This window comes from Flavobacterium degerlachei (assembly GCF_900106645.1).
Lineage (GTDB): Bacteria > Bacteroidota > Bacteroidia > Flavobacteriales > Flavobacteriaceae > Flavobacterium > Flavobacterium degerlachei.
Genome location: NZ_FNMV01000014.1, coordinates 100,102 through 121,023 on the forward strand (window position 1 = coordinate 100,102; position 20,922 = coordinate 121,023).

Annotated in this window: 15 protein-coding genes and 1 tRNA gene; 12 read left to right on the forward strand and 4 right to left on the reverse strand. The window is 31.8% G+C overall.

The features are described from left to right. The first annotated feature begins 559 nt into the window (after positions 1–559). The 12 genes from BLV91_RS13975 (at position 560) to BLV91_RS14030 (ending at position 17,354) form a co-directional block, all read left to right on the forward strand. Positions 560–2,740 (forward strand): hypothetical protein, encoded by a 2,181-nt coding sequence (locus tag BLV91_RS13975; RefSeq protein WP_091434358.1) that lies wholly within the window; start codon positions 560–562, stop codon positions 2,738–2,740. Then, on the forward strand, positions 2,741–6,313 hold the full coding sequence (locus BLV91_RS13980; protein WP_091434359.1) for a hypothetical protein: 3,573 nt from the start codon (positions 2,741–2,743) through the stop codon (positions 6,311–6,313). Between the two features lie 14 nt (positions 6,314–6,327). After that, positions 6,328–6,687: a hypothetical protein gene (locus BLV91_RS13985; RefSeq protein ID WP_091434361.1), complete on the forward strand. Its 360-nt coding sequence runs from the start codon at positions 6,328–6,330 to the stop codon at positions 6,685–6,687. A gap of 2 nt (positions 6,688–6,689) precedes the next feature. Continuing rightward, positions 6,690–7,187: an endonuclease V gene (locus BLV91_RS13990; RefSeq protein WP_091434363.1), complete on the forward strand. Its 498-nt coding sequence runs from the start codon at positions 6,690–6,692 to the stop codon at positions 7,185–7,187. 408 nt (positions 7,188–7,595) lie between these two features. Further along, positions 7,596–10,808, forward strand: a complete 3,213-nt coding sequence (locus BLV91_RS13995) for a hypothetical protein (RefSeq protein WP_091434366.1) — start codon at positions 7,596–7,598, stop codon at positions 10,806–10,808. Positions 10,809–10,919: 111 nt separating this feature from the next. Then, on the forward strand, positions 10,920–11,519 hold the full coding sequence (locus BLV91_RS14000; protein WP_091434368.1) for an REP-associated tyrosine transposase: 600 nt from the start codon (positions 10,920–10,922) through the stop codon (positions 11,517–11,519). Positions 11,520–11,894: 375 nt separating this feature from the next. Further along, positions 11,895–12,644: a DUF2971 domain-containing protein gene (locus tag BLV91_RS14005; protein ID WP_091434370.1), complete on the forward strand. Its 750-nt coding sequence runs from the start codon at positions 11,895–11,897 to the stop codon at positions 12,642–12,644. 195 nt (positions 12,645–12,839) lie between these two features. Next, positions 12,840–14,006 (forward strand): RES family NAD+ phosphorylase, encoded by a 1,167-nt coding sequence (locus BLV91_RS14010; protein ID WP_091434373.1) that lies wholly within the window; start codon positions 12,840–12,842, stop codon positions 14,004–14,006. A gap of 238 nt (positions 14,007–14,244) precedes the next feature. Beyond that, complete coding sequence (locus BLV91_RS14015; protein ID WP_091434375.1) at positions 14,245–15,237, forward strand: hypothetical protein; 993 nt, start codon at positions 14,245–14,247, stop codon at positions 15,235–15,237. A gap of 110 nt (positions 15,238–15,347) precedes the next feature. Then, positions 15,348–15,680 (forward strand): hypothetical protein, encoded by a 333-nt coding sequence (locus BLV91_RS14020; protein ID WP_139262346.1) that lies wholly within the window; start codon positions 15,348–15,350, stop codon positions 15,678–15,680. A 60-nt stretch (positions 15,681–15,740) separates the two neighbouring features. Then, positions 15,741–16,454, forward strand: a complete 714-nt coding sequence (locus BLV91_RS14025; protein ID WP_091434379.1) for a hypothetical protein — start codon at positions 15,741–15,743, stop codon at positions 16,452–16,454. A 144-nt stretch (positions 16,455–16,598) separates the two neighbouring features. Next, on the forward strand, positions 16,599–17,354 hold the full coding sequence (locus tag BLV91_RS14030) for a Cthe_2314 family HEPN domain-containing protein (protein ID WP_091434381.1): 756 nt from the start codon (positions 16,599–16,601) through the stop codon (positions 17,352–17,354). A gap of 231 nt (positions 17,355–17,585) precedes the next feature. Here BLV91_RS14030 and BLV91_RS14035 read toward each other — a convergent pair whose 3' ends face one another. The 4 genes from BLV91_RS14035 to BLV91_RS14050 form a co-directional block, all read right to left on the reverse strand. Next, the gene (locus BLV91_RS14035; RefSeq protein ID WP_091434382.1) at positions 17,586–18,296 is read right to left on the reverse strand and encodes a hypothetical protein; all 711 of its coding nucleotides are present in this window, start codon (positions 18,294–18,296) and stop codon (positions 17,586–17,588) included. A 262-nt stretch (positions 18,297–18,558) separates the two neighbouring features. Next, positions 18,559–19,821 (reverse strand): site-specific integrase, encoded by a 1,263-nt coding sequence (locus BLV91_RS14040; protein WP_091434384.1) that lies wholly within the window; start codon positions 19,819–19,821, stop codon positions 18,559–18,561. Between the two features lie 270 nt (positions 19,822–20,091). Next, positions 20,092–20,179: transfer RNA gene (locus BLV91_RS14045), tRNA-Ser, on the reverse strand. 506 nt (positions 20,180–20,685) lie between these two features. Beyond that, positions 20,686–20,922: transposase (locus BLV91_RS14050; protein WP_139262348.1), on the reverse strand; the 237-nt coding region annotated here is incomplete at its 5' end.

Here is a 20,922-nt window from a genome sequence, read left to right on the forward strand (position 1 = left end):
TGATTTTGAGAGAATTAGATTTTTGGTCTTTAATGTGATTTAGAATATTTTATTTTGAAACTCAAAAAGAGTATAGTTTATGATGTAAGTTTATAAATTAAATTAGTTTTTACCAAAAATATCTCTAAATATTTTCAAAAGAAAAAGTCTAGAGGTAGGAGGTTTTATTCAGTTATTCAATAGCTCGGATATACAATTCATGCTCACAAAAGGGAGTTGGTCATATAATAATAAAGCAGTATTTACCAAGAAGTTATAAAACTTCTAAGTAATAGCTCGTTGTAAGCTAATCATCCCCACAAAAAAAAAACATTTTATACCCAGTACGGAACACTTACCCCCATAAGTCCCCTAGCATTTATGTTCTAAAACGCATCTAAAAAAAAGAGATCCTCTTTCTTTACAACGCTGTACAATAATAGAACACAATAGTTAAACCACTAAGCAGTAATTTTTTAAAGAATAATTTACTGTTAATATTTGTCCAACCAAAGAAAAGAATAAGGTTGGCATAATACATTTTCTCAAGTTTTTTTCAAACCATTTCATACTACAATATATGGCCACACAATCTCATTTTTTCATAGAATCAGGAGGATTTCCTTCACAAAACGCACCACAATCATTTGGACCTAAATCGCCTGATGAATTTAGGTTAACTTCAAGTTTTACTTTATCTGAAAATACAACAAAAAAAGCCTTTGCTATTTGTAAAGGATTGGTTTTAATACAACCGCAAACAGGAAGCTCAACTAAAGTAAACGTTATCCTTCGTCCCTACAGACAACCTTTTCCAGGATTGAATGTTAAGTATTTTGTATACAGAGGTCTCCAAAGAAGTGATTTCTTCACAGTTGAATCTGATCCTAAAATCATCGAACCAAACTCAACGACTTCCGATTTTATCAATAAAATCAATACCGATTTTCATGCGTTTCATGACGATCGTAAAGACAAAGAAGGTAATCTTATACGACCAATACCTGATTTTACAGCCAAATACATAGGATATGATCCTTTATTAATTGATGAGACAATCCTGCTTTCCAGTTTCTTTTTTAAAGAATCGGAATTTGTGGAGGCCACAGTAGGTGGTGTAGGAGTTTTTGAAGAAAAAGACGACTTCGAATTGCCGTTAATTGCTATGGGCAAATCATTGGGGAGTTTTGCCTCTGGAGATTGCGGCATCGATGTTGTCCTTGATTATGGTGATTATAAACAGGATTTTGATAACAGTGAATTTGTTTTCGATTTGGGGTATGCCCGTGCCACCGAAGCTACAATTACCATTGTCACTACAGATGTGCATGAACAAAAACGGCAACGCGAACAAAGTACCCAGTTTATTGATATTGCCGCCTTTTATGGTTTGTATGTTAATGATGGCAAAGTAAAAGTATCTGATGCCGCAGCTACTAAAACTGATAAAAAGGGGTCGGAAATATACACTGATGTCATAAACAATTTTGCGACAAAAAACAATTGGTACATCTACCTGCAAGGAGACCGTACGCGCAGTTATGATTTTTATGGAAACTACAAAATAGTTGAAGGAACAGGAACTACTAATCTCAAAACGGGATTGTTGGTAGATACAGTAACAGAAGCAACCTATGGAACTAATGGCTGGCCGATTTTGATTAATACCCAAACACAATCAACACCTATTGCAAACAATAATTTGTATTTACAACTGGTAACTGACAATAACAACAACACCGCTTTATACGGACAAATTGCGAACATAGCCAACGCACAAAAAGATAATTTCTTTAATGCCGATGGACTGCGACAAGCTGCCGATGCTGAGGGTAATTACAGCCGACTAACTACCACGGTACAGCTTACGACTCCAGCCACAGCTGATGGTAAAAACATCGCCAACCTTAGTTTGTTACTCTATCAAGGGGTAAGTGATGAATATGAAGCCAATACATTACTGGACGAAAACGGAATACCGATTATCCAAAAAGGACAAGCCAACTTTTTTGATGATGTGTTTAGCTTAATAAATGCCCAACCTTTATTAAAAGTAAATGGCGGTAGCGATTTCTCTAAAATGACTGACGGAAAGCTCAACTTGATTAACCAGTATTACGACAAGAAACAACAAGGCCTCTCAGTAGTGCAAACCCTTACTGTAAATGATGTGATTGAAACAGGAATCGAGGAAACATCTACAGTAGCCCGTGTGACCTATCTTACTGAAGCTAGTGATGTGATGAACAATGCGGTCTCTGCCACAGGAAGTACTACGCCCGATACTAAAACCAGTCCTTCAGCCAGTGGTGCTGTGACCAAAAGCAAAACTTACGACTTACCAGAGCCGTATTATTATGGACTGAAATTGTTTACAGACAGTATCCAAACCATAACGGGACTGGAACTAAAAACGCTGGATGGCAGCACGCCCAACAAAATTATTTTAGGAATCACTAAAGCCGAAAACAACAGCATCAAAGCCTTGATTACCGAAGGATTTAAAAATCCTCGCCTGTTTTTGATTGACCTCTTTGAAGATGGCAATGAGTTACTCTCACCCGAAAACATAGCTTACCAGAAATACCGACTAGGCATTGTGGCTGAAAATACAGATGGAAACCTAGAACTAGCGACTCCAACTCTTGATGTTATGGTGTATTCTTTGGATAGGAAATATCATTTTAGTAAAGGGTATAGTGAGTATATGCCAGATTTAGATTTTAGTACAAATTATTTCAACATTAATACAGTTTTATAGATGACAACTATCGCAATTTTAAAAGATGGAACTCCCATTAGAATACATTTATTTGATAATCCAATATTTGATGTTGATGGGTTTTTAGTTCAATTTACAACTCCTGATTTATCTCATGAGGTTTATAGATATTTTCACCATTCTGAATTTAAAGCGGAAGATAGGAAAAAACCTGATTTGTCAGGTTATTACAATGAAGCTATATTTTTAAACTATATTCAAAATATTGAGCCTGTTCCTACAATGAAGCTGTTAGTTAAGTATGATTTTGAAAGAAATTTGGCTACAGAGAATGAAGAAATAACGGTAAGTACAGTAGATTTTAATGAACCTTTTGAAAATTTTTTTAATTATAAAAAATATACCTTCAACTTACAAAGGACATTAGATCAAAAAGGGGTTAGGAAATATTTAAAAACAATTTTTGAAAATTTAAAAATCATTGGTTATAAAATTAATACTGATGAAGTTAACGGTATTGTTGAACTCCATAATGAATCAGCTTTACCGAGTGGTTATTTCTATAAAAAGAATTTTGGAGATTTTGTAAATTCTTGGCTAATAAGTGATCTACAAAAAAGTGATTTTAAAAAACTAATGACTTTGATTGTTTTTAAAATTAAGGAAATTAACAAAGATATTATTCCAATAATTGCAACTAATACAAATTTATTTAACAGAGAGACTGATGTATCAAATGGTAATTTAGATTATAATGGACTTCCAGATTTTGAAAAGTTTTTTTTTGATTTAAAAAGAAGCTGGGGATATTATTATGATACACCATTAGAAGGTTATCCACGCCCCTACAAAGATGATTTTGATGCAATATTCTCATCATTTTCTACTTACAATGATTATCTTTTGTATTATAATGGCTTGGTCAATTTTTATGAAAGGTGTTATATAGAAAAAAATCTTGCATTTCGTTCTGAAGACAAAAAATTACAGTTTTTATTAGAAATATTACCTCCTTCAGCTTTAGGCATTTTACCTTACAGTTATATTATAAATGCTATTACAGGGTTATTAAGGAGAAAACTAGAAGAAGATGATCAACGATTTTTAGTAAGATTAGTATTGTCTATAACTGCTTCATATGCAAATGATTTTTTAGATTTTTTACTTGAAAAGGGAAATGGAGCTCAAACCAACTTTGAAACAATATACGAGTCTTTGACAGATGGAAGATTGGAAAGATACACTTTTGTGAATTGGTTTGTTAATGAACAAACCAATAGAAAGTATTTTGCCTTTGCAGTATTTGAACTTTGGAAAGTATCTAAGTATAATCTAGGACATATACCACCTGGGGTTACGCCTATAGGTGCAACTGCAAATTTTCAAGGGGTTGATCCGAATGGGTATTTTGTACTTAATGAAAATGAGTTTAATAAAAATAATTATTTAACATTCTCTTCTTCAGAAAGTTCTTTTCTTAGTAAACAAGTATTTTTTGAATCTACGATTAATGGTAAAAACATAAAAATAAATAAAATAACTACTGAAGATTCAAATTTAGACCATATTCATAACAGAACAAGTACGTTATTTGGTTCCTTTCATTTATACCAGCAGGTATTGTTTTCAGGTTTTGAAGCTAATCTTGATTTAAAAATCCCGAAAACGGCAACGATTCCAGCTTTCTTGTTTCATTTTATAGAAGAATTTGACCGCATAGCCGATTTTGACGCAGCTATTTCTTTAGCAATTGATTTAACTACTGATGTACTATTGGCTTACTTTACAGGAGGAGCTGGAGTTTTGGCTGATTTACATTACCTCAAATATACTACTCAACTAGGAAGGGCTTTAACAGGAGGACTTGAAGCCACAAAAGCCGTTGAAGTATGGAGAGGACTGGAAGTAGGTAGTGAAGTTTTTACGCTTACAGCGGGTTCTTTAGTGCAAATTAATACTTATTTAATTACTACCGAAAACAATGAAGATAAAAGAAAAATATTAGAAGGCTATCAAAAAGTATTATTGCCTCTACTCTTTTTAGGGGCAGGAGTATCAATTGCTGCAAGAGCACATGCAGTTCGTGAAGCGGAGAGAGTTTTGGCTTCAATTGAGGCGTTACCCTCAGGTGTAGCTCATGGGCTTAGTTTGGATGCGATGAACCTTTTAACGACATTAAAAGGAGAAAAAACGGTTGCATTAACAACATTTGGCAATAAATTGAATACTTTAGACCTTGGTGGAGCAACTAATACTATTATTTCAAAATACAATACCCTTTTTACTGATGCACAAAAATTAAAATTCTGGAACGATTTTCAGGGTATTGATGATCCTGCATTTTGGAAATTATTAAATAGCGGTAAAGGAGTTGATAATATACTTAATGGTAAGTATATTGAGAATTGGATTAGTTTAAGTGAAAGAGGTTTAACAGAAGCAAAGTTTACAGACTATATTTGTGTTCAAAACAGAACGAATAATATAATTCGTTTTGTTGATGAAGCAAGTATTAAACCTGTGTTGGGAACTTTAAGTTATGAAAGAAAGCTTAATTTTTTGGATACATTTGGAGATGTTGATGCAACCAATTTTGCTAAATTTGTTGATGAACCAAAGTTAGTTTCTTATTGGGGAAGGTATTATGACGATTTAATTTTAAGACCTAATTTTGTGTCATTATCAAATGCAAAGAAGATAAAATGGTTAGGTAAATATGGGGATTTATCTACTGATTTATACAATCAGTATCTAAAAGCCAATCCAGACGCAATACTTTCATGGAGTAAATATAGTGATGAGGCTGATTTATTAGCAGAATTAAATAAATATACGAAGGAAGAACAGTTAATTTTCTTTAAAGATTATCCTCATACCAATATTGTAAGCTTTAATAAATTTAAAACGGATCCATCTCTTCTTGTAATTGAAAGAAATTATATAAAAGCGTATGTACAGATTTCGAAAGGGAATTATTTATTTAATACTAATTTAGATGAAGTTTTTGCTATTTATAACGAGCATGGTAAAAAATTGTATTTAAAAGTAGAAGAAGATTTTTTAGTTACAAAAAGTAGCGGTCTGTCAAAAAAATATTTAGAGAAAATTACTTTAAAATCTGGATTTTCTCATAAGGACTATCCTGATTTAATTATTTTGAGGGATAATATTCATAAAACAATGATGGATGATTTTATCAAAGAAAAAAATTGGTTTAGAACAGATAATTCTATTATATCAAATAATTTATTTGATATTGATAAAATTAAATCAATTTATGCCAAATTTGAAATAGAAGAAGACTTTCGAACAATTCATCCTTGGTTAGAAAAACGAATTAATATACATTTGGAAAAACGAATTTCAAATACATGGAAAATTGATATTGAAAGTATATCAAGAACAGGTCATATTCCTGGAACTCATGCAGAAATACGAGCTTTAAACGAATTGTTATGGAGATTACAGAATGAAAAAGGATTAATTATAACTGATGATATTGTTAATGATATTTTAGGTTATAACAAAAATTATAGTACTATAGCAATAATGCCTAGATGTGGTGACTGTTTCTTTATTACTAAAGATTTTAAAATGATAATGTCAAATTAAAAAAAAAATAGGTTATGAGCTTAAAACAATCTGAAAAGTTAAGATTAAATGATACTCAAGTACAATATGGTGGATGGGATGATGATGGTTATCGTAAAATCTTGTATAATGGAGTTTTTTATAGTGGATATTTGGTACTAGATAGAAATCCTGATGGTAGTGTGGCGTTTGAAAAAGAATATAAAAATGGAAGTCATATTGGTTGGGATAATGAATATAATCAAGAAGAAAAGCTTATTAGAACAACCTTAACTGTTGGAGAAACTAGTTTAGCTTTTTATGAATATGACATCAATGGTAATCAAGTAGCAGGTGGAAAATTAACAGACGATGGATATTACCAGAAAATGGTATCTAAGTATAAATTAGATTAAAAATGTTATTAGCAATAGATGTCTATTACAAAGAAAACGAAGCTAAAGTTGTAGCTGTTGTGTTTAATAGCGAAGATGAAACTCCACAAAGTATAGTTGTTGATCAAATAACAGGTATCGAGGATTATGTATCTGGTGAGTTTTATAAAAGAGAGTTACCATGCATTGAAAGCATCCTTCAAAAAATTAATTTAAAGGATATTGAAGCAGTAATTATCGATGGACATATATATGTTGATGATGGTGGTACTTTTGGTTTAGGAGGACATACCTGGGAAAGTTTAGATAAAAAAATACCAGTTATTGGTGTTGCAAAAAACTCCTTTTTCAGAAATAAAAACACAGTCAAAGAAGTATTCAGAGGCGAAAGTAAAAAGCCTCTTTATGTATCATCAATTGGTATTGATTTAGATATTGCCACCAACTTAATAAAAAAGATGAAAGGCGACTATAGAATTCCCACCGTTTTAAAAGAACTGGACAGAATTACAAAAGAGTAAAAATAATTAAATATTAAGGCTCAAATCCCCAATTTTGAGCCAATTATCAAGAAAGCTTTGCCTAAATTTAGTGAAGCTACTCCCCAAAAAAACATACATTTTATCCCCAGTCCGGAACTTACCCCATAAGTTCTTCTAGCATACTATTGCCTAATAAGTTCTTAAAAGAGTCATATTAAATAAAGCAATCCCCTTGCTTTACAAGGCTGTACAATATTAGAACACAATAGTCAAACCACCAAGCAGTAATTTTTTAAAGAATAATTTACTGCTAATATTTGTCCTTTCAAAGGATGAATCGTTAAGAAAAACAAATTGGACTATTTATTTTATTCCCTCAATTAGGATAAATACGACTACAATTTAATCATGCAAATCATAAAATAATAAAGTCAAAACAAATAGAATATGCCAACTAATCCAATTCCAGCGGTTCCAGTATCTACAGCGAGATATTACCCTCGACTATCGGAGATCGTCACTGTAGATGATTTACCAGAGTTTTTATCCTTTGTAGAAAATGGATTGAATGCCATTTTTGAAAATATCCATTATAAAAACCTGCAATACTCTAAGGGAGTTCGAGGAGACTCAGCCTTTTATAGCCTTGATATTGTTACGAGTAAAAGATTAGAAATTCCTTTACCGTTTGATTTGTCATTAGTGTTGAATCCGGACATCACAGGAGGGGATTCTACTATATCCTCATTTCCTATTACACTGGAGTACCAATGGGAGATCTTGGCGTTTATAAAAACCTTTAGCTCCAGCAGTTTTTCTTTTTCAATAGAAGATTTTTATAAAGTGGGACTAGATGTTTTTCGCATTAGCGAGGAACAAGTTATTGCACACATGCTAAATATTTTTGTAGAAGCGGGAGATAGTATTACAAAATATGAGCAACTTTTAGCTGATATTAATGATTTACAGCAAATTACGCAGGATCCGTCTTATCAGGAATTAGAATTTCCTGCTGGTGTGGAACAATCTATTGATAGTGTTGTCGCACTTATCAATAATAATCCAGGGATTACCAATTCAATCCCGCTGTTATTATTTACCGTTTACATTTTAAGATCAGATCTAAGTGAAACCAAACAGCGACTACAGGAATTTTACAACATCATTGCTCCTGATGGTATCGAGGCCCATATTAAAAGAATTATTACGCCAAAAGCCAAAGCAACATTGGCATTGAGTGCTGGTATTGAGTTTCCTCAAAATATTTTAAGACCAGTTGAATCAGATGGTTCAGATTATATTAATACAGCAACAGGTTTAGCAGATCCAACAGCTAAATCCATGTTTGTATTTGCGCAAGCCCAATTGTATGCCGATACGGAGGCTGGAATTGGCTACCAATTGGAAATGGGAGGATCATTAATGCCTTCTACTTATGCTATGATTGGCAAAACAGGATTGATTCTTCAGTTAGATACTTTAAAAATTGATTTAAGTAAAAAAACAAATATTGCCGAGGCAGATGCCGATGGCAGACCTAATGATTTTGTTGGGGTGTATGCCCGTGCACTATCCGTAACCTTACCATCCAGATGGTTTCATGATGATGCGGTACAAGGAACATCATCAACCACATTACGATTAGGTGGCTATGATCTATTGATAGGAACAGGTGGTATTTCAGGAACATTTATGCTAGAAACGATTCCCGTATTGGTTGTGGGAGGTCCTGTTTATTATTTTGAGGATAAATTTGATATTATTTTCCCTGTTACCTTATTACAAAAAAATGCAGAAACGTCAAAAATTGAAGAAGTTGAAGTATTGGGTATTGCTGATTTGAAATTGAAATTGTTTCCTGTAACTTCAACTAAAGAAATACCGCCTTATTCATTCAAGTTCCCTTTAAGCGTAACGGAGCTATCCCCTTTAAGTGGAGGAGTAAAAACATTTAATTCAGCTAGCGAATATCAATTATATCTCAACAGTTTTCCTAATGACAACGTTGTCGATAGCGTTCCCACACTTTGGAAAAAAATTGGCTCTGCCGAAAAAGGGTTTAGGATAGGTTTCAACAAATTTGATATTACATTCAAGCAAAACAAGGTTGTAGGTTCTAATATAAAAGGGCTATTAGAAATCCCAAAGTTTAAAAACAAAGCCAAAACAGGCCCTTTGGAAATAGGCATCGAAGGACATTTGTATGAAGATGGCGATTTTAATCTCACGGCTTCCTTTGCCAAAGGGAGTGAGCTAGAAGCCAGTTTATTTAACGTAGTAGATTTTAAATTCAACAGTATTGAGTTAGGGAAACAAGACGATGATTTTTATATAGGAACTGCTTGCGAGATTTCGTTTACTAACGGAATCATGCAAAAGCTGCTCAAAGACCAAAAAATCATTATCGAAAAACTACGTATTTACAGTGATGGTAATATTGAACTAGTTGGTGGGGATATTCCGTTGCCAGTAAGTATATTGTTGGATCTTGGGCCGGTTAAGATGGCGGTGTCTAATGTTCGCTTTGGTGCAACTCAAATTAATGGTCGCAAATACAACTTCTGGGGATTTGATGGAGCTATTAGTATCAATCCATTAGGACTGGATGCTCGTGGAGAAGGGGTAAAGTATTACTATTGTACTGAGGATGGACATGAAGATTCATTCTTGCGCATACAAACTATCGAAGTAGATTTGATGATTCCTGGAACAGCGACGCCTAAAACTGCATTAGCTATTATACATGGAATGATTTCATTACCAGATCCTGGAAACTCTCCTGAATTTACTGGAGAGGTGTCTCTAAAATTACCAAGATTTAATTTGTCTGGTAGTGTAGGCATGCGATTTGCTCCAAAATATCCAGCTTTTTTATTAGATGCGACTATTGATTTGCCTACACCGATACCAGTAGGTCCAATTTCAATTTCAGCCTTCAGAGGATTATTAGGATTCAGATATATAGCAACCAAAGAAGCCGCAGGATTAAAAGCTGATGACAGTTGGTATGACTATTACATGAAACCTAAAAAAGGAGTCAATATTAGAAAGTTTAGTGGACCACCAGAATCATTAAATTATGGGAATCCTTTTTCAATAGGAGCAGGAGCCACTTTTGGTACATCGGCAGATAATGGTCATGTTTTATCCATGAGAGCCATGATGTTGTTGTCATTACCTAGTGTTTTCTACATTGAAGCAGGTTTGAATATCATAAGTAAACAGTTGGGTCTAGCTGAAGATGACCCTACTAACCCTCCGTTTTTTGCCTTTTTTGCCTTTGGAGATAATTCATTGGAATTAGGGGCTGGAGCAGATTTTAGTATCCCTAAAGACAATGGTTCCATCTTTAAATTGCATGCTAAATTAGAAGCAGGATTTTTCTTTAAGAATCAAAAACCGTGGTATGTTAATTTAGGTACGCAGCAAGATCCTATTACAGCAAGAGTATTAACACTTTTTAATGCCAAATCATTTATTATGCTTTCGGCGCAAGGAATTCAAGCTGGAGCAAGATTAGATTATGACTTAAACAAAAGTTTTGGACCAGCTAAAATTCATTTATGGGCTTATATAGAATTAGGTGGACAAATCTCTTTCAAACGTCCACAAATGGGAGCTTATATGCCCCCGCTCTCCGAAGTGTTCTTTGAAAACTAAACGTTCTTAAATATAGGTGTGCTGTACGAAGTCTCCCGACTTCGTACCCGTTCCAATAGAGAAGTCATATAATTATTTGTAGTAAAAATTGCTATATTTGAATAAAAAGCTATGTCAGATGGATATAAAATAAGAGATCAGGCTTTGCCACATTTTGTGACAGCTACTGTTGTTGATTGGATTGATGTTTTTACAAGAAAAAGCTACAGAGACACAGTTGTTGAATGTTTGGATTTCTGTATTACAAACAAAGCCATGGTTTTGTATGGATATGTGATTATGAGCAATCACATACATATGGTGGTACAATCTGGCGATGGAGAGTTATCGGATTTGTTGCGAGATTTTAAGAAATTTACAGCTACAAAAATTATCGAAAAGATAAAATCAGACCCAGAGAGTCGAAGAGAATGGATGTTGGAACGCTTTAAACTAGCAACCGAAAGTCATTCTCGAAACAAAAATTATCAGTTTTGGCAGTATGGCAATCATCCTGAAGAAATTTATAGCAATAAATTCATGTGGTCAAAGTTGGATTACATCCATTTAAATCCTGTTCGTGCAGGAATTGTTGAGAAAGCATCACATTACATTTATTCTAGCGCCAGTAATTATGTTTCTGATACAGGTTTATTAAAAATAGAGAAAGCAGATATTCCTATTGTTGATGTTTTGAATTTGAATAATTTTACTAAATACAATGAATATTGACTTTGAAAAAATTGGAACTGCTTATAGGAGTGGGTACGAAGTCAGGAGACTTCGCACAGCATAATCGACAACAATCGTGCTTTCAAGAAGACTTCGAAGAGCGGGGGAAAGAAATAGTAGACCGTTTGAAGATAAAGTATTGGCCTATTTCACTCACTATTTAAGATTATTAAGTGATGTTTTTACTTTTTGTACATTTATCGGTGTCGAAACAATGAATTTACTCGGTTTGGACAAAGATTTTTTCTTCAAAAATCAGGAGTCTTTAAAGAGCATTCAAATCTTAACAGAAAAGTATCATAACGACTTATTTAAAGACAAGGATTACGACAAGTATAGGAAATAGACTGAACAAACAAAAAGCCACCATTTATCATGGAAAAAAATTTCTTGAATTTTAAAGCTGAAGATATAGATCGTCCAATATTTAGATTCTTAACTGTAGAACGTCTTTTTCAAATATTCAAAACTCATAGTAATGTCCTAGTAAGCCCAAAATTGTGGGATGATCCATTTGAAAATCATATAATGACTTCTTTCATTCAGCAAAAAATGGAAGATGAAAAAGATATTTGTGTAGGCTTTAGAGATAATTTTTATGGTCAATGCTGGACGCAGACTAGAGAAAGTGATGCTATGTGGAGAATATATTCGCCAAAATATAACGGTGCAAGAATAACTACGACTCCAAGAAAGCTTTTACAATCATTGTTTATGGACACTGGAAATGACATAAATGATTATAGTTGCTTCTTAGGGAAAGTAAATTACTATACTACAACCAAACTGCGAGAACATTTAGATAAAAATGCTCTACATTGGCTAATTGAACCAAGCGGTCAAGGTTTAACTCAGTCTCTTTTATTCAAAAGAATACCTTTCAAACACGAAAATGAAGTAAGATTGCTCATAAACACAAAATTTAAAACTGAGAGGGGTGAAAGTTTATATCCATATCGTTTTAATCCATTAGATATAATTGATGATGTCGTTTTTGATCCAAGAATTAATTATGAAGAATTTCAGAATTACAAAACAGAACTACGAAAGCTTCATTTCAAAAAAAGAATCGTAAAATCAAAACTTTATGATATGCCCAAGTTCATAATTAAAACACAGTTTTAATACTGTTACTAATATGGGTTTTAAGCAAGTGGGGATTTAAGGCTTAATTTAGTATTGGTTTTGTTTTGTTTTGTTTGTTCAGTCTTTAATCAATACATTTGGTTAGGAACTATCCCACCTGCTTAAAGCCAGAGGAACGTACCTGCAATAATCCTCGAAAATAAAAAAGTAAACATCAAAATAAAAATACAGTTTATGGTTGAAAAAACACATTATTTATGTTCAAATTGTGCAGTAGATAAATATTTAAAATTTTATATTGAAAACAATTCTGATTCTGATGAGATTTGTTCAATTTGTACATTAGAAAATAAAACCATAAATGTTACAGAAGGAACTATCATAAATGATTTATGTAGATTTTTAATACGATATCATTATCCAGAATATGAATATAATTCTCATTGGGGTGGTGAAGAATTGCCTTTACTTTTCTACTCAGAGAACTATATAATTTCTAATAAATTCGAAAAGCAAAATGAGAGAGAATTTGAAATAGAAAATTTTTTATATGATCTATTTGATTTAAATAATTTTGAAAGTGAAATTGATATTTACTGTGGTCATTATGATGGTGAAAGAAATTTGTTTGCTGAAGCAATAAAAAATGAAAAATCACACACTTGGAGACATTATAAAAAAGAATTACTCAATAAAAATTATTATCATTTAGAAGAAGAAGCAAAAAAAACTTTCACTAGACTTCTAGAAGATTTAAAATTTAATCTTAATATCCGACAAACTTTTAATAGAGCAAGAATTGGCTACAGTGAAAAAATTGAAGAAATTGGTTTTGGTTTAAATTCATTTAGTACTAAAATTCCATATTCTAAAGAGCAACTTTCTTCTCCCCCAATTTTAAAAACTACTGCAGGCAGAGCTAACAGACAAGGAGTCGCTTTTTTATATCTAGCATCTAATCAGGAAACTGCAATGGGTGAAATCAGACCGCATCCAGGTCATTATGTATCGGTTGGTGAATTTCAAAATATTGAAAACTTAATGCTTGCAGATTTAAGATTTGTCGATTTAGTAAAATATTTTAATGATAATAAACAACTACAATTATTTAAAATATTAAAAGACTTATCCGAAGAACTTTCTATTCCAATTCTTCCTGAAGAAAAAGAAAATTATTTAGTTACCCAATTTATTTCTGATATCATACGACAAATTGGTTTTGATGGAATTTTATTCAATAGTTCCGTTTCAAATGGTTACAATTTGGTAGCCTTTGAGCCAAGCAAATTTGCTTATGTAGACGATAGTTCAAAATTACTAAAAATAACATCAATAAATTTTGAATGTAAAGAAGTTGAATATGAAACTGATAATTTTCTAGATTTTAAAAATGAAAAATGAAAAAGATAAAGATAAAAAAAGTACTGCAGGTAACAGCAAGGGTTTCGTTGCGTGCGCAGCATGAACAATGAAACCTATGTTGAACGGAACGGGAGTTAGTTGTAAAAAGAGAAATAATTGTAGTTTAAATCATATATATTTACTTTCTAGTTAACAAAATAAAGTTTGTTTGGAGGTTTTGAGATGAACTGACGTTGCAACAAGCATTTCCAACATTGCGTAATAACAATAAACATATATGGCTTTTCTAATAAATGAACTTGAAATTAATCCAAACGCAAATCCAATAGCGGAGCAAATTAGAACAAGACAAATATTTGAAGTTTTAAAAACTAGAGCGATTGGGGGAGAATTTCTTTCAGAACATGAAAAGGAATTTTTCTATATGGGCGTTAAATATTCCATATTAGATGATGGAATTATAGAAGATTATGAATGTTGTGATAATCCAAAATTCAAGTTTCTGTATTTAGTTTACGCTAGAGATATACATGGATTTAAAAAAAGTAAAATGTATAAGCCTGTAAGGAATATTGAGTATCAGGTAAAAAGAAAAGAAATCAAAAAGGACTTATTTTATTTGAATAGGAAAGCGAATGAATGGAAAGCTGTTGTTAGGACGACTGTTCATGCACAAGAATTACTTCATCAATCTGCAAAAGAAGCAAGAGAAGAATTAAAAGAGCTTAGAAAATTACCAAGGTATAAGAATGACATTCAAGGAATTTATTCCGCAAATTATATTGCAAAAGAAAATGCAATAGTTTTACATTCAAAGTGGTTATATTGTGTAGCACTTGAAATTTTTGAAGCTTTAAATTCGGAAGACTTCATTTCAGAAATTAACGGTACAGAAATAGAATTCAATGAATATAGTTTAATTCATATTTTAAACAGGCATTATGCACAAGTTCTAAAACAATTTGATACGAGAAAATCTTTTCATTACGAGATGTTTAAACCACGTATCCTAAGTACTCAGATTAAAGAGATTTTATCAATAATAGGTGATTCAAATCTTTTATACGGAAAATCTATAAATACAATTGCTTTTCAAATTAATGGTCAAGATCATATTATATACACAGGAGAAAAAGTAAGAGGTGCTTCCACATATAGACGACTTAATACATTCTTCCCAGTTGAAGAAATTACGGAGAAGAATTTATTAGCTGCCAATTATAATTTGCAAATTATAAATGATGGTATTTCAGTATATGTTCCTAATTAGGATTATGTCTGACTAGCAGTTAAGTTTTCGTTTCGTGAGCAGCACGAACAATGAAACTCCTGATGAATGGAACCGGAAGAATTTTTAAAACAATTTTAATTAAGAGATACATGGCAATACATCACCCTGCAAATACAGTAATTAGTCCACAAGATTGTGTAAGTAATGTAGTTCCAATATATGATGGAGGTCCGACTCATGGAGAATATTCTGTTGCAATTCTAGAGTGGAATGGAAATCCTTGTGTTGGTATTAGATGGAATATTACAGAACGAGAACTCAATAATCCAGACAAAGTTTCTGGCAGAATAATTTGTGTTGGCGAACCAAACTCTCGCGGTTATGCGACTTGGTTTATTTTACCTGACGATTTCTTAAGGAATTTATTATCAGGTGGCGATATTGCATCCGAAATACGTAATTATTTGGAAAGAAACGAATAAAAAACTGCACCCTGACATTAATGACAATTGTTATAACCACAGTAAATAAAGTAAGTTAACATGAAACATCACCTAGAACAAATTTGGTCTAAGGGTTATCTTAATTCTTTACCTGAAAGTATCCGAGAAAGAGGGTTTAATTATTCAGTGAATAAAGAGTCAAAAGATATATTGATTACTGGTATAAATCCATCATTCAGAATAGGTGCTGATAATGGAAATTGTAGTTTTGATTTTAGAATTATCGCTGAGGATGAAAAGTACGATGTATATTGGAGTTCGCTAAAAAAAATCGTTCACGATAAACAATTGAACATTGATTTTCGTTCAAGGACAGCCTACCTTGATATATTTTACTTCCGTGAAACTGATCAAAACTTTTTACGAAATCAGATACTTAAAAAGTCGGAGGGGTTGAATTTTGCGGTGGATCAAATAAAACTAAGTCAAGAAGTTATAGAGACTATAATCAAGCCTAAATTAGTAATCGTCAAGAATAAAGAGTCAGCAGCTTATTGGGGTAAATTTGCTGATAAAGGAATATATTGGATGGGTTACGAACTCGAATTATTGCAAAGTCTTGAATCTGGAGAATTGTATAAAATTATCGGACTTATAGATTCTAAAGAACGAGTTCTGCCAGAGGTCAAAAAATCGAATTTGGAAAACTCTCTAATTTTCTTTACGCAACACTTTCAGTATGCACCATCGGTAAAAAGACCAAATGCAAAGCTCGTAAGTGATTTCTTGAATATTCAAAGTTCATTAAGTTAAACCAGCCCAAAAAAAATGCAATTAATCACGTATATTTATTTTCTGAATAACAAAATAAAGTTCGTGTGGAGAGGTTTTTGACGTATTGACTCATGTGTTGTTATACCTGAAAAATCCCATATTTAGAAATATAAATGAAATAAATTGGAAACTACAAATTTTGAACTAACACGATTTTTATTAAACTCAGTTAATAACGCACAGGAAGAAGCTGTAAATCATAAAGATTATAATATTCTTAAAAATAATTTTCACTTATTCAGTGAAAAAAACAAATACATAATGAATACCTTTAGGTATTATAATAATATAGTTGATTTTAATGATGATATTAAAAAAGTTGAAATTTTTTTAAGACGTTTTCCAAACTCAAAATTTCTAAATGAAAATGATATTGATAATTTGACCTATATCAAATACCATATGGAAGTTTTATTTCATAAGATTCATACTATATTAGAATTAAAAAAACTTATGATTAATGAAGTTTATAAAGTTGGATTTTCTGAAAAAGAATGTACTTGGGAAAATTTAAAAAAACATTCAAAACTCAGAAGCAAAGTACCAATGCAGATTTTGGATAACTACTTTAAAACTTTTAAACATATAATTGACCTGAGACATTTAAATACTCATAGGGGGCATTATAATGATGAAAAATCAATAGATATAAGTGCATCTTTAAATATCTATAAATGGGCAGAAAAAGATGGATATAATTTAGGAGAAAATTTTAAGTTGATGATGCCTAAATTCTTAATTGAATATAAACTTAGAGAATTTAAGAAAGAGAGAGTTAAATTTGTAAAAAATGCCTCTATTGCAACAATATATTATAAAGAAGAATTTTTTAAATATCTCTTAATTGACTTCAAAAATAATATTGAGAATTGGAAATGAATAAAAGTAATAAGTAAGACTTCGCATGGGCTGGGAGCCCAAACATGAAGTTGTCGTTAAGCGAAACTAATGTGGAAAAGCATAAAAGAATTATAGAAATCAAAAAATTGCAGGAAATAAATAGTTTTTAAATAGTTATGAATGTTTTGTAATTGTGGGTTATGCTGCAACTCAAGTACAATAAAATTAAATCAAAGACGTGTGGAAGGACTGACAATTGAAATTTAATAACTACTTTTCAAATTCTATCAAACTCATAATTTTTAATTCTTCATTTATCAGTTTTAATTCATTATCGATGGTATGTATAGCTAGATCTTTTATGTACTCCCATTTTCTGAGATGGTCATGAACAGAAAAAGCACCTTTAAAATCTGAAAAAAAATGCAGACGGTTTCGTTTTTGATTTATGTCCTTTAAATAATATACGAAATTTTCTTCTAGTTTTATTATTGCTTGGTAATTTGGATTTAAGGTCTGATTGAAAGAGATGGTATTTAAATATTTTGTAAAACCATTTAATTTAGCTTTCTTATTTCTTAAATCAATATCAGTAAAATTATTTTCAAAAAAATCTTTAAAAAATATAGGTTTCCCTTCAGATTGTTTGCGACTTAAATTTTTATTGAATCCAGAGTCTACCTTATGAATTACAATTTCGTTTTTAATCAACAAAGCTTTATTATAAGTCTCAAAAGCGACAACAATTTTTATATAGTCGATTAATTTTTCATAATAAGAAGCATTCCAATAAATATCACCTTTGTCTTCTTGTTTGTCAGAATTTAGCTGTCGGGAATATTCTTCAAAATGTTTAAAAATATAAACACTGTGTATAGTTCTTGAAGCATTACTGAAAAGTTCCCATAAAAGTCTTGTTTTTGCATATCCCAAATCATAATATAGTCTATAGTCTTCCGATATCTTAAATTTTTCCTTCATAAATTTTAGGTTTTAATGCTTTGGTTTTAAAATTCTGTCGAAATTTTATCGATGAATTTATTTCATATCAGTTGTAATATATGATTTTACGCCTATTTCTTTCTAGTTTTATGTTTCTTCTATCTGTCGCTTGGCAGATGAGGTGTTTTTTGCTATTGCTTTTTATTTGATTGTCATTCAAGGCAAAATTGGCTAATTTGTCTGAAATAACAAACATTTAGGTAAATGATTTTCGAAGTCCTTTTTATTATTAGGAACTAATTTATACATTTCTTGAACTAGATATCTTTGAGACATTTCTATCTTGTTTAAAATTTCCTAATTTAGATTTTAATAGTTCCATATCATCACTCACTTTTTTATCTAGGATTTTAGCATAGTGCTGTGTAGTTCTTAAACTTTTATGCCCTAACATTTTACTCACGCTTTCTATGGGAACACCATTTGTAAGTGTTACAGTGGTTGCAAAAGTGTGTCGAGCAATGTGGAAGGTTAAATCTTTTTTAATGCCGCAAACATCTGCTATTTCCTTTAAGTAGCTATTCATTTTTTGGTTGCTCAAAATAGGTAACAGCTTGTTTTCATTTATGCATTGTGGATGATTGGCATATTTCAGAATTAATTCTTCCGGAATAGGAAGGAGGGGAATGCGAGAAGCTGTTTCTGTTTTTTGTCGATGGGTGAATATCCATTTTCCGCCATCGATACCCATACTGATGTTTGATACCGTTAAGTTTTTGACATCTATATAAGCAAGGCCAGTGAAACAACTGAAAATGAAAATATCTTTTACCAGGTTTAATCTTTCGGTTACAAATACTTTATAATAGATATCCTGAACTTCTTCTTGGGTTAAATAATCTCTTTCGACTTCCCGAATTTTTGATTTATAGTTTGCAAATGGATCCTTATCTAACCACCCATTTGAAATACAGATTTTGATTATTTTCTTGAAGTTCTTAATGTATTTAACTGCCGTGTTGTTGGCGCATTTACGGATGCTTCTTAGATAGAATTCATATTCTGTTATGAAAGAATAGTCAATTTTATTGATTTCGATATCTGATACGTTGTATTTCCATTGCAGGAAGTCTTTGGTATGTTTCAATGAGGTTTTATATCGCTCTAATGTTCCAGGTGCGTATTCGAGACCCAATAACTCTTCTACTTTCCGGTTGTGTTCTTCGAAAATTGGGATAAGCATACGTTCACGCTCATGGATGCCGAGAAGTCTATTTTTGAAAACTTCAATTGTGAGGGGTTCGTTGTGGTGTATTAATTCCATTTGGATGTCGAATATTTTTGATCTCATTAAATCAAGGTATTCATTTAATGAACGAGCATGCTCTGTATTACCTTTCATTTTTGACATCTCAGGTGACCATTTAATGGAATCTATGAATTTTTTGGTACTGAACTCCATTCGATTTCCATCAACAGTTAATCTTACATAAATAGGAAGTAGACCTGCAGCATTAGCTTTTGTGCTCTTTGCATAAAAGTGCAATGTGATTTTCGTTTTCATAGTGGTAACCTTTTAATTAATATTCAATTTAGATTTCTAAAGAATATCAAACAAGATGTTTAAATAGTGGACTAGTTGAAAAACTAACCATTGAACAGGTTGCTTGAAATTTTTAAGTTGATTTAGCGAGACCCTAATTTTAGATTTTTCCTGGGTCTCGATTTTATCTCTTAAAAGATGAGATTAGATGAATAATTTGAATATGTCGTAAAAGCAAAAACCCCGTAAATCATAAGATTTACGGGGTTTTGATACCATTTGTTTTTCTACTGGCGGAGAAAGAGGGATTCGAACCCCCGGACCTGTTACAGTCAACAGTTTTCAAGACTGCCGCATTCGACCGCTCTGCCATTTCTCCAGTGAGCGACAATCATTTGTTGATTGCGAGTGCAAATTTAACCTTTTTTTTGATTTAGAAAATAGAAAATCAGTTTTTTTTACTTTTTTTTAAACTTGCTTTCAAAAGTCGCTTTTTACCAGCGCTTTAAAAATTAAAGTTTGTGACTTTTGTTTGTATTTTGATGCGGACAGATTGAGATTGGTTTCTTACTCTAGAAGGGAAGAGTTGTAAATGAAATTCAAATGCACATAAAAGTAGGTTTGTGTTAAATGAACTTTCAAAGTAGAGAGATTAGTTCCTGATTCTAGAAGGGAAGAGTTGTAAATGAAATTCATATGCACATAAAAGTAGGTTTGCGTTAAATGAACTTTCAAAGTAGAGGGATTAGATCCTGATTTTAGAAGGGAAGAGTTGTAAATGAAATTCAAATCCAGATAAAAGTAGTTTTTGTGTTAAATGAACTTTCAAAGTAGATGAAAGGGATTAGTTCCGGATCATGTCCAAAACCTGTGGAGCGATAAAAATCACGCATAAATATTAGTTAGTCTAAAAAGAAAGAATTCCACATTTCTAACACCTCTAAACTGAGATCTAAATGCTTTTATTTTAGCATTGAAAGATTCAGCTGAAGCGTTTGTACTCCTATTGTCAAAATAGTTTAATATAGTTTGATAATGATTCATTATCGATCTTGAGATTGTATTGAAAGACTTAAATCCTGATTGATTTACTTTTTCATGCCATCTAGCCAATCTTCCAAG

Bases quoted from the DNA above. Each gene is read 5' to 3' on its own strand.
- BLV91_RS13975 (WP_091434358.1), top strand. From the start codon at position 560: ATGGCCACACAATCTCATTTTTTCATAGAATCAGGAGGATTTCCTTCA.
- BLV91_RS13980 (WP_091434359.1), top strand. From the start codon at position 2,741: ATGACAACTATCGCAATTTTAAAAGATGGAACTCCCATTAGAATACAT.
- BLV91_RS13985 (WP_091434361.1), top strand. From the start codon at position 6,328: ATGAGCTTAAAACAATCTGAAAAGTTAAGATTAAATGATACTCAAGTA.
- BLV91_RS13990 (WP_091434363.1), top strand. From the start codon at position 6,690: ATGTTATTAGCAATAGATGTCTATTACAAAGAAAACGAAGCTAAAGTT.
- BLV91_RS13995 (WP_091434366.1), top strand. From the start codon at position 7,596: ATGCCAACTAATCCAATTCCAGCGGTTCCAGTATCTACAGCGAGATAT.
- BLV91_RS14000 (WP_091434368.1), top strand. From the start codon at position 10,920: ATGTCAGATGGATATAAAATAAGAGATCAGGCTTTGCCACATTTTGTG.
- BLV91_RS14005 (WP_091434370.1), top strand. From the start codon at position 11,895: ATGGAAAAAAATTTCTTGAATTTTAAAGCTGAAGATATAGATCGTCCA.
- BLV91_RS14010 (WP_091434373.1), top strand. From the start codon at position 12,840: ATGGTTGAAAAAACACATTATTTATGTTCAAATTGTGCAGTAGATAAA.
- BLV91_RS14015 (WP_091434375.1), top strand. From the start codon at position 14,245: ATGGCTTTTCTAATAAATGAACTTGAAATTAATCCAAACGCAAATCCA.
- BLV91_RS14020 (WP_139262346.1), top strand. From the start codon at position 15,348: ATGGCAATACATCACCCTGCAAATACAGTAATTAGTCCACAAGATTGT.
- BLV91_RS14025 (WP_091434379.1), top strand. From the start codon at position 15,741: ATGAAACATCACCTAGAACAAATTTGGTCTAAGGGTTATCTTAATTCT.
- BLV91_RS14035 (WP_091434382.1), bottom strand. From the start codon at position 18,296: ATGAAGGAAAAATTTAAGATATCGGAAGACTATAGACTATATTATGAT.
- BLV91_RS14040 (WP_091434384.1), bottom strand. From the start codon at position 19,821: ATGAAAACGAAAATCACATTGCACTTTTATGCAAAGAGCACAAAAGCT.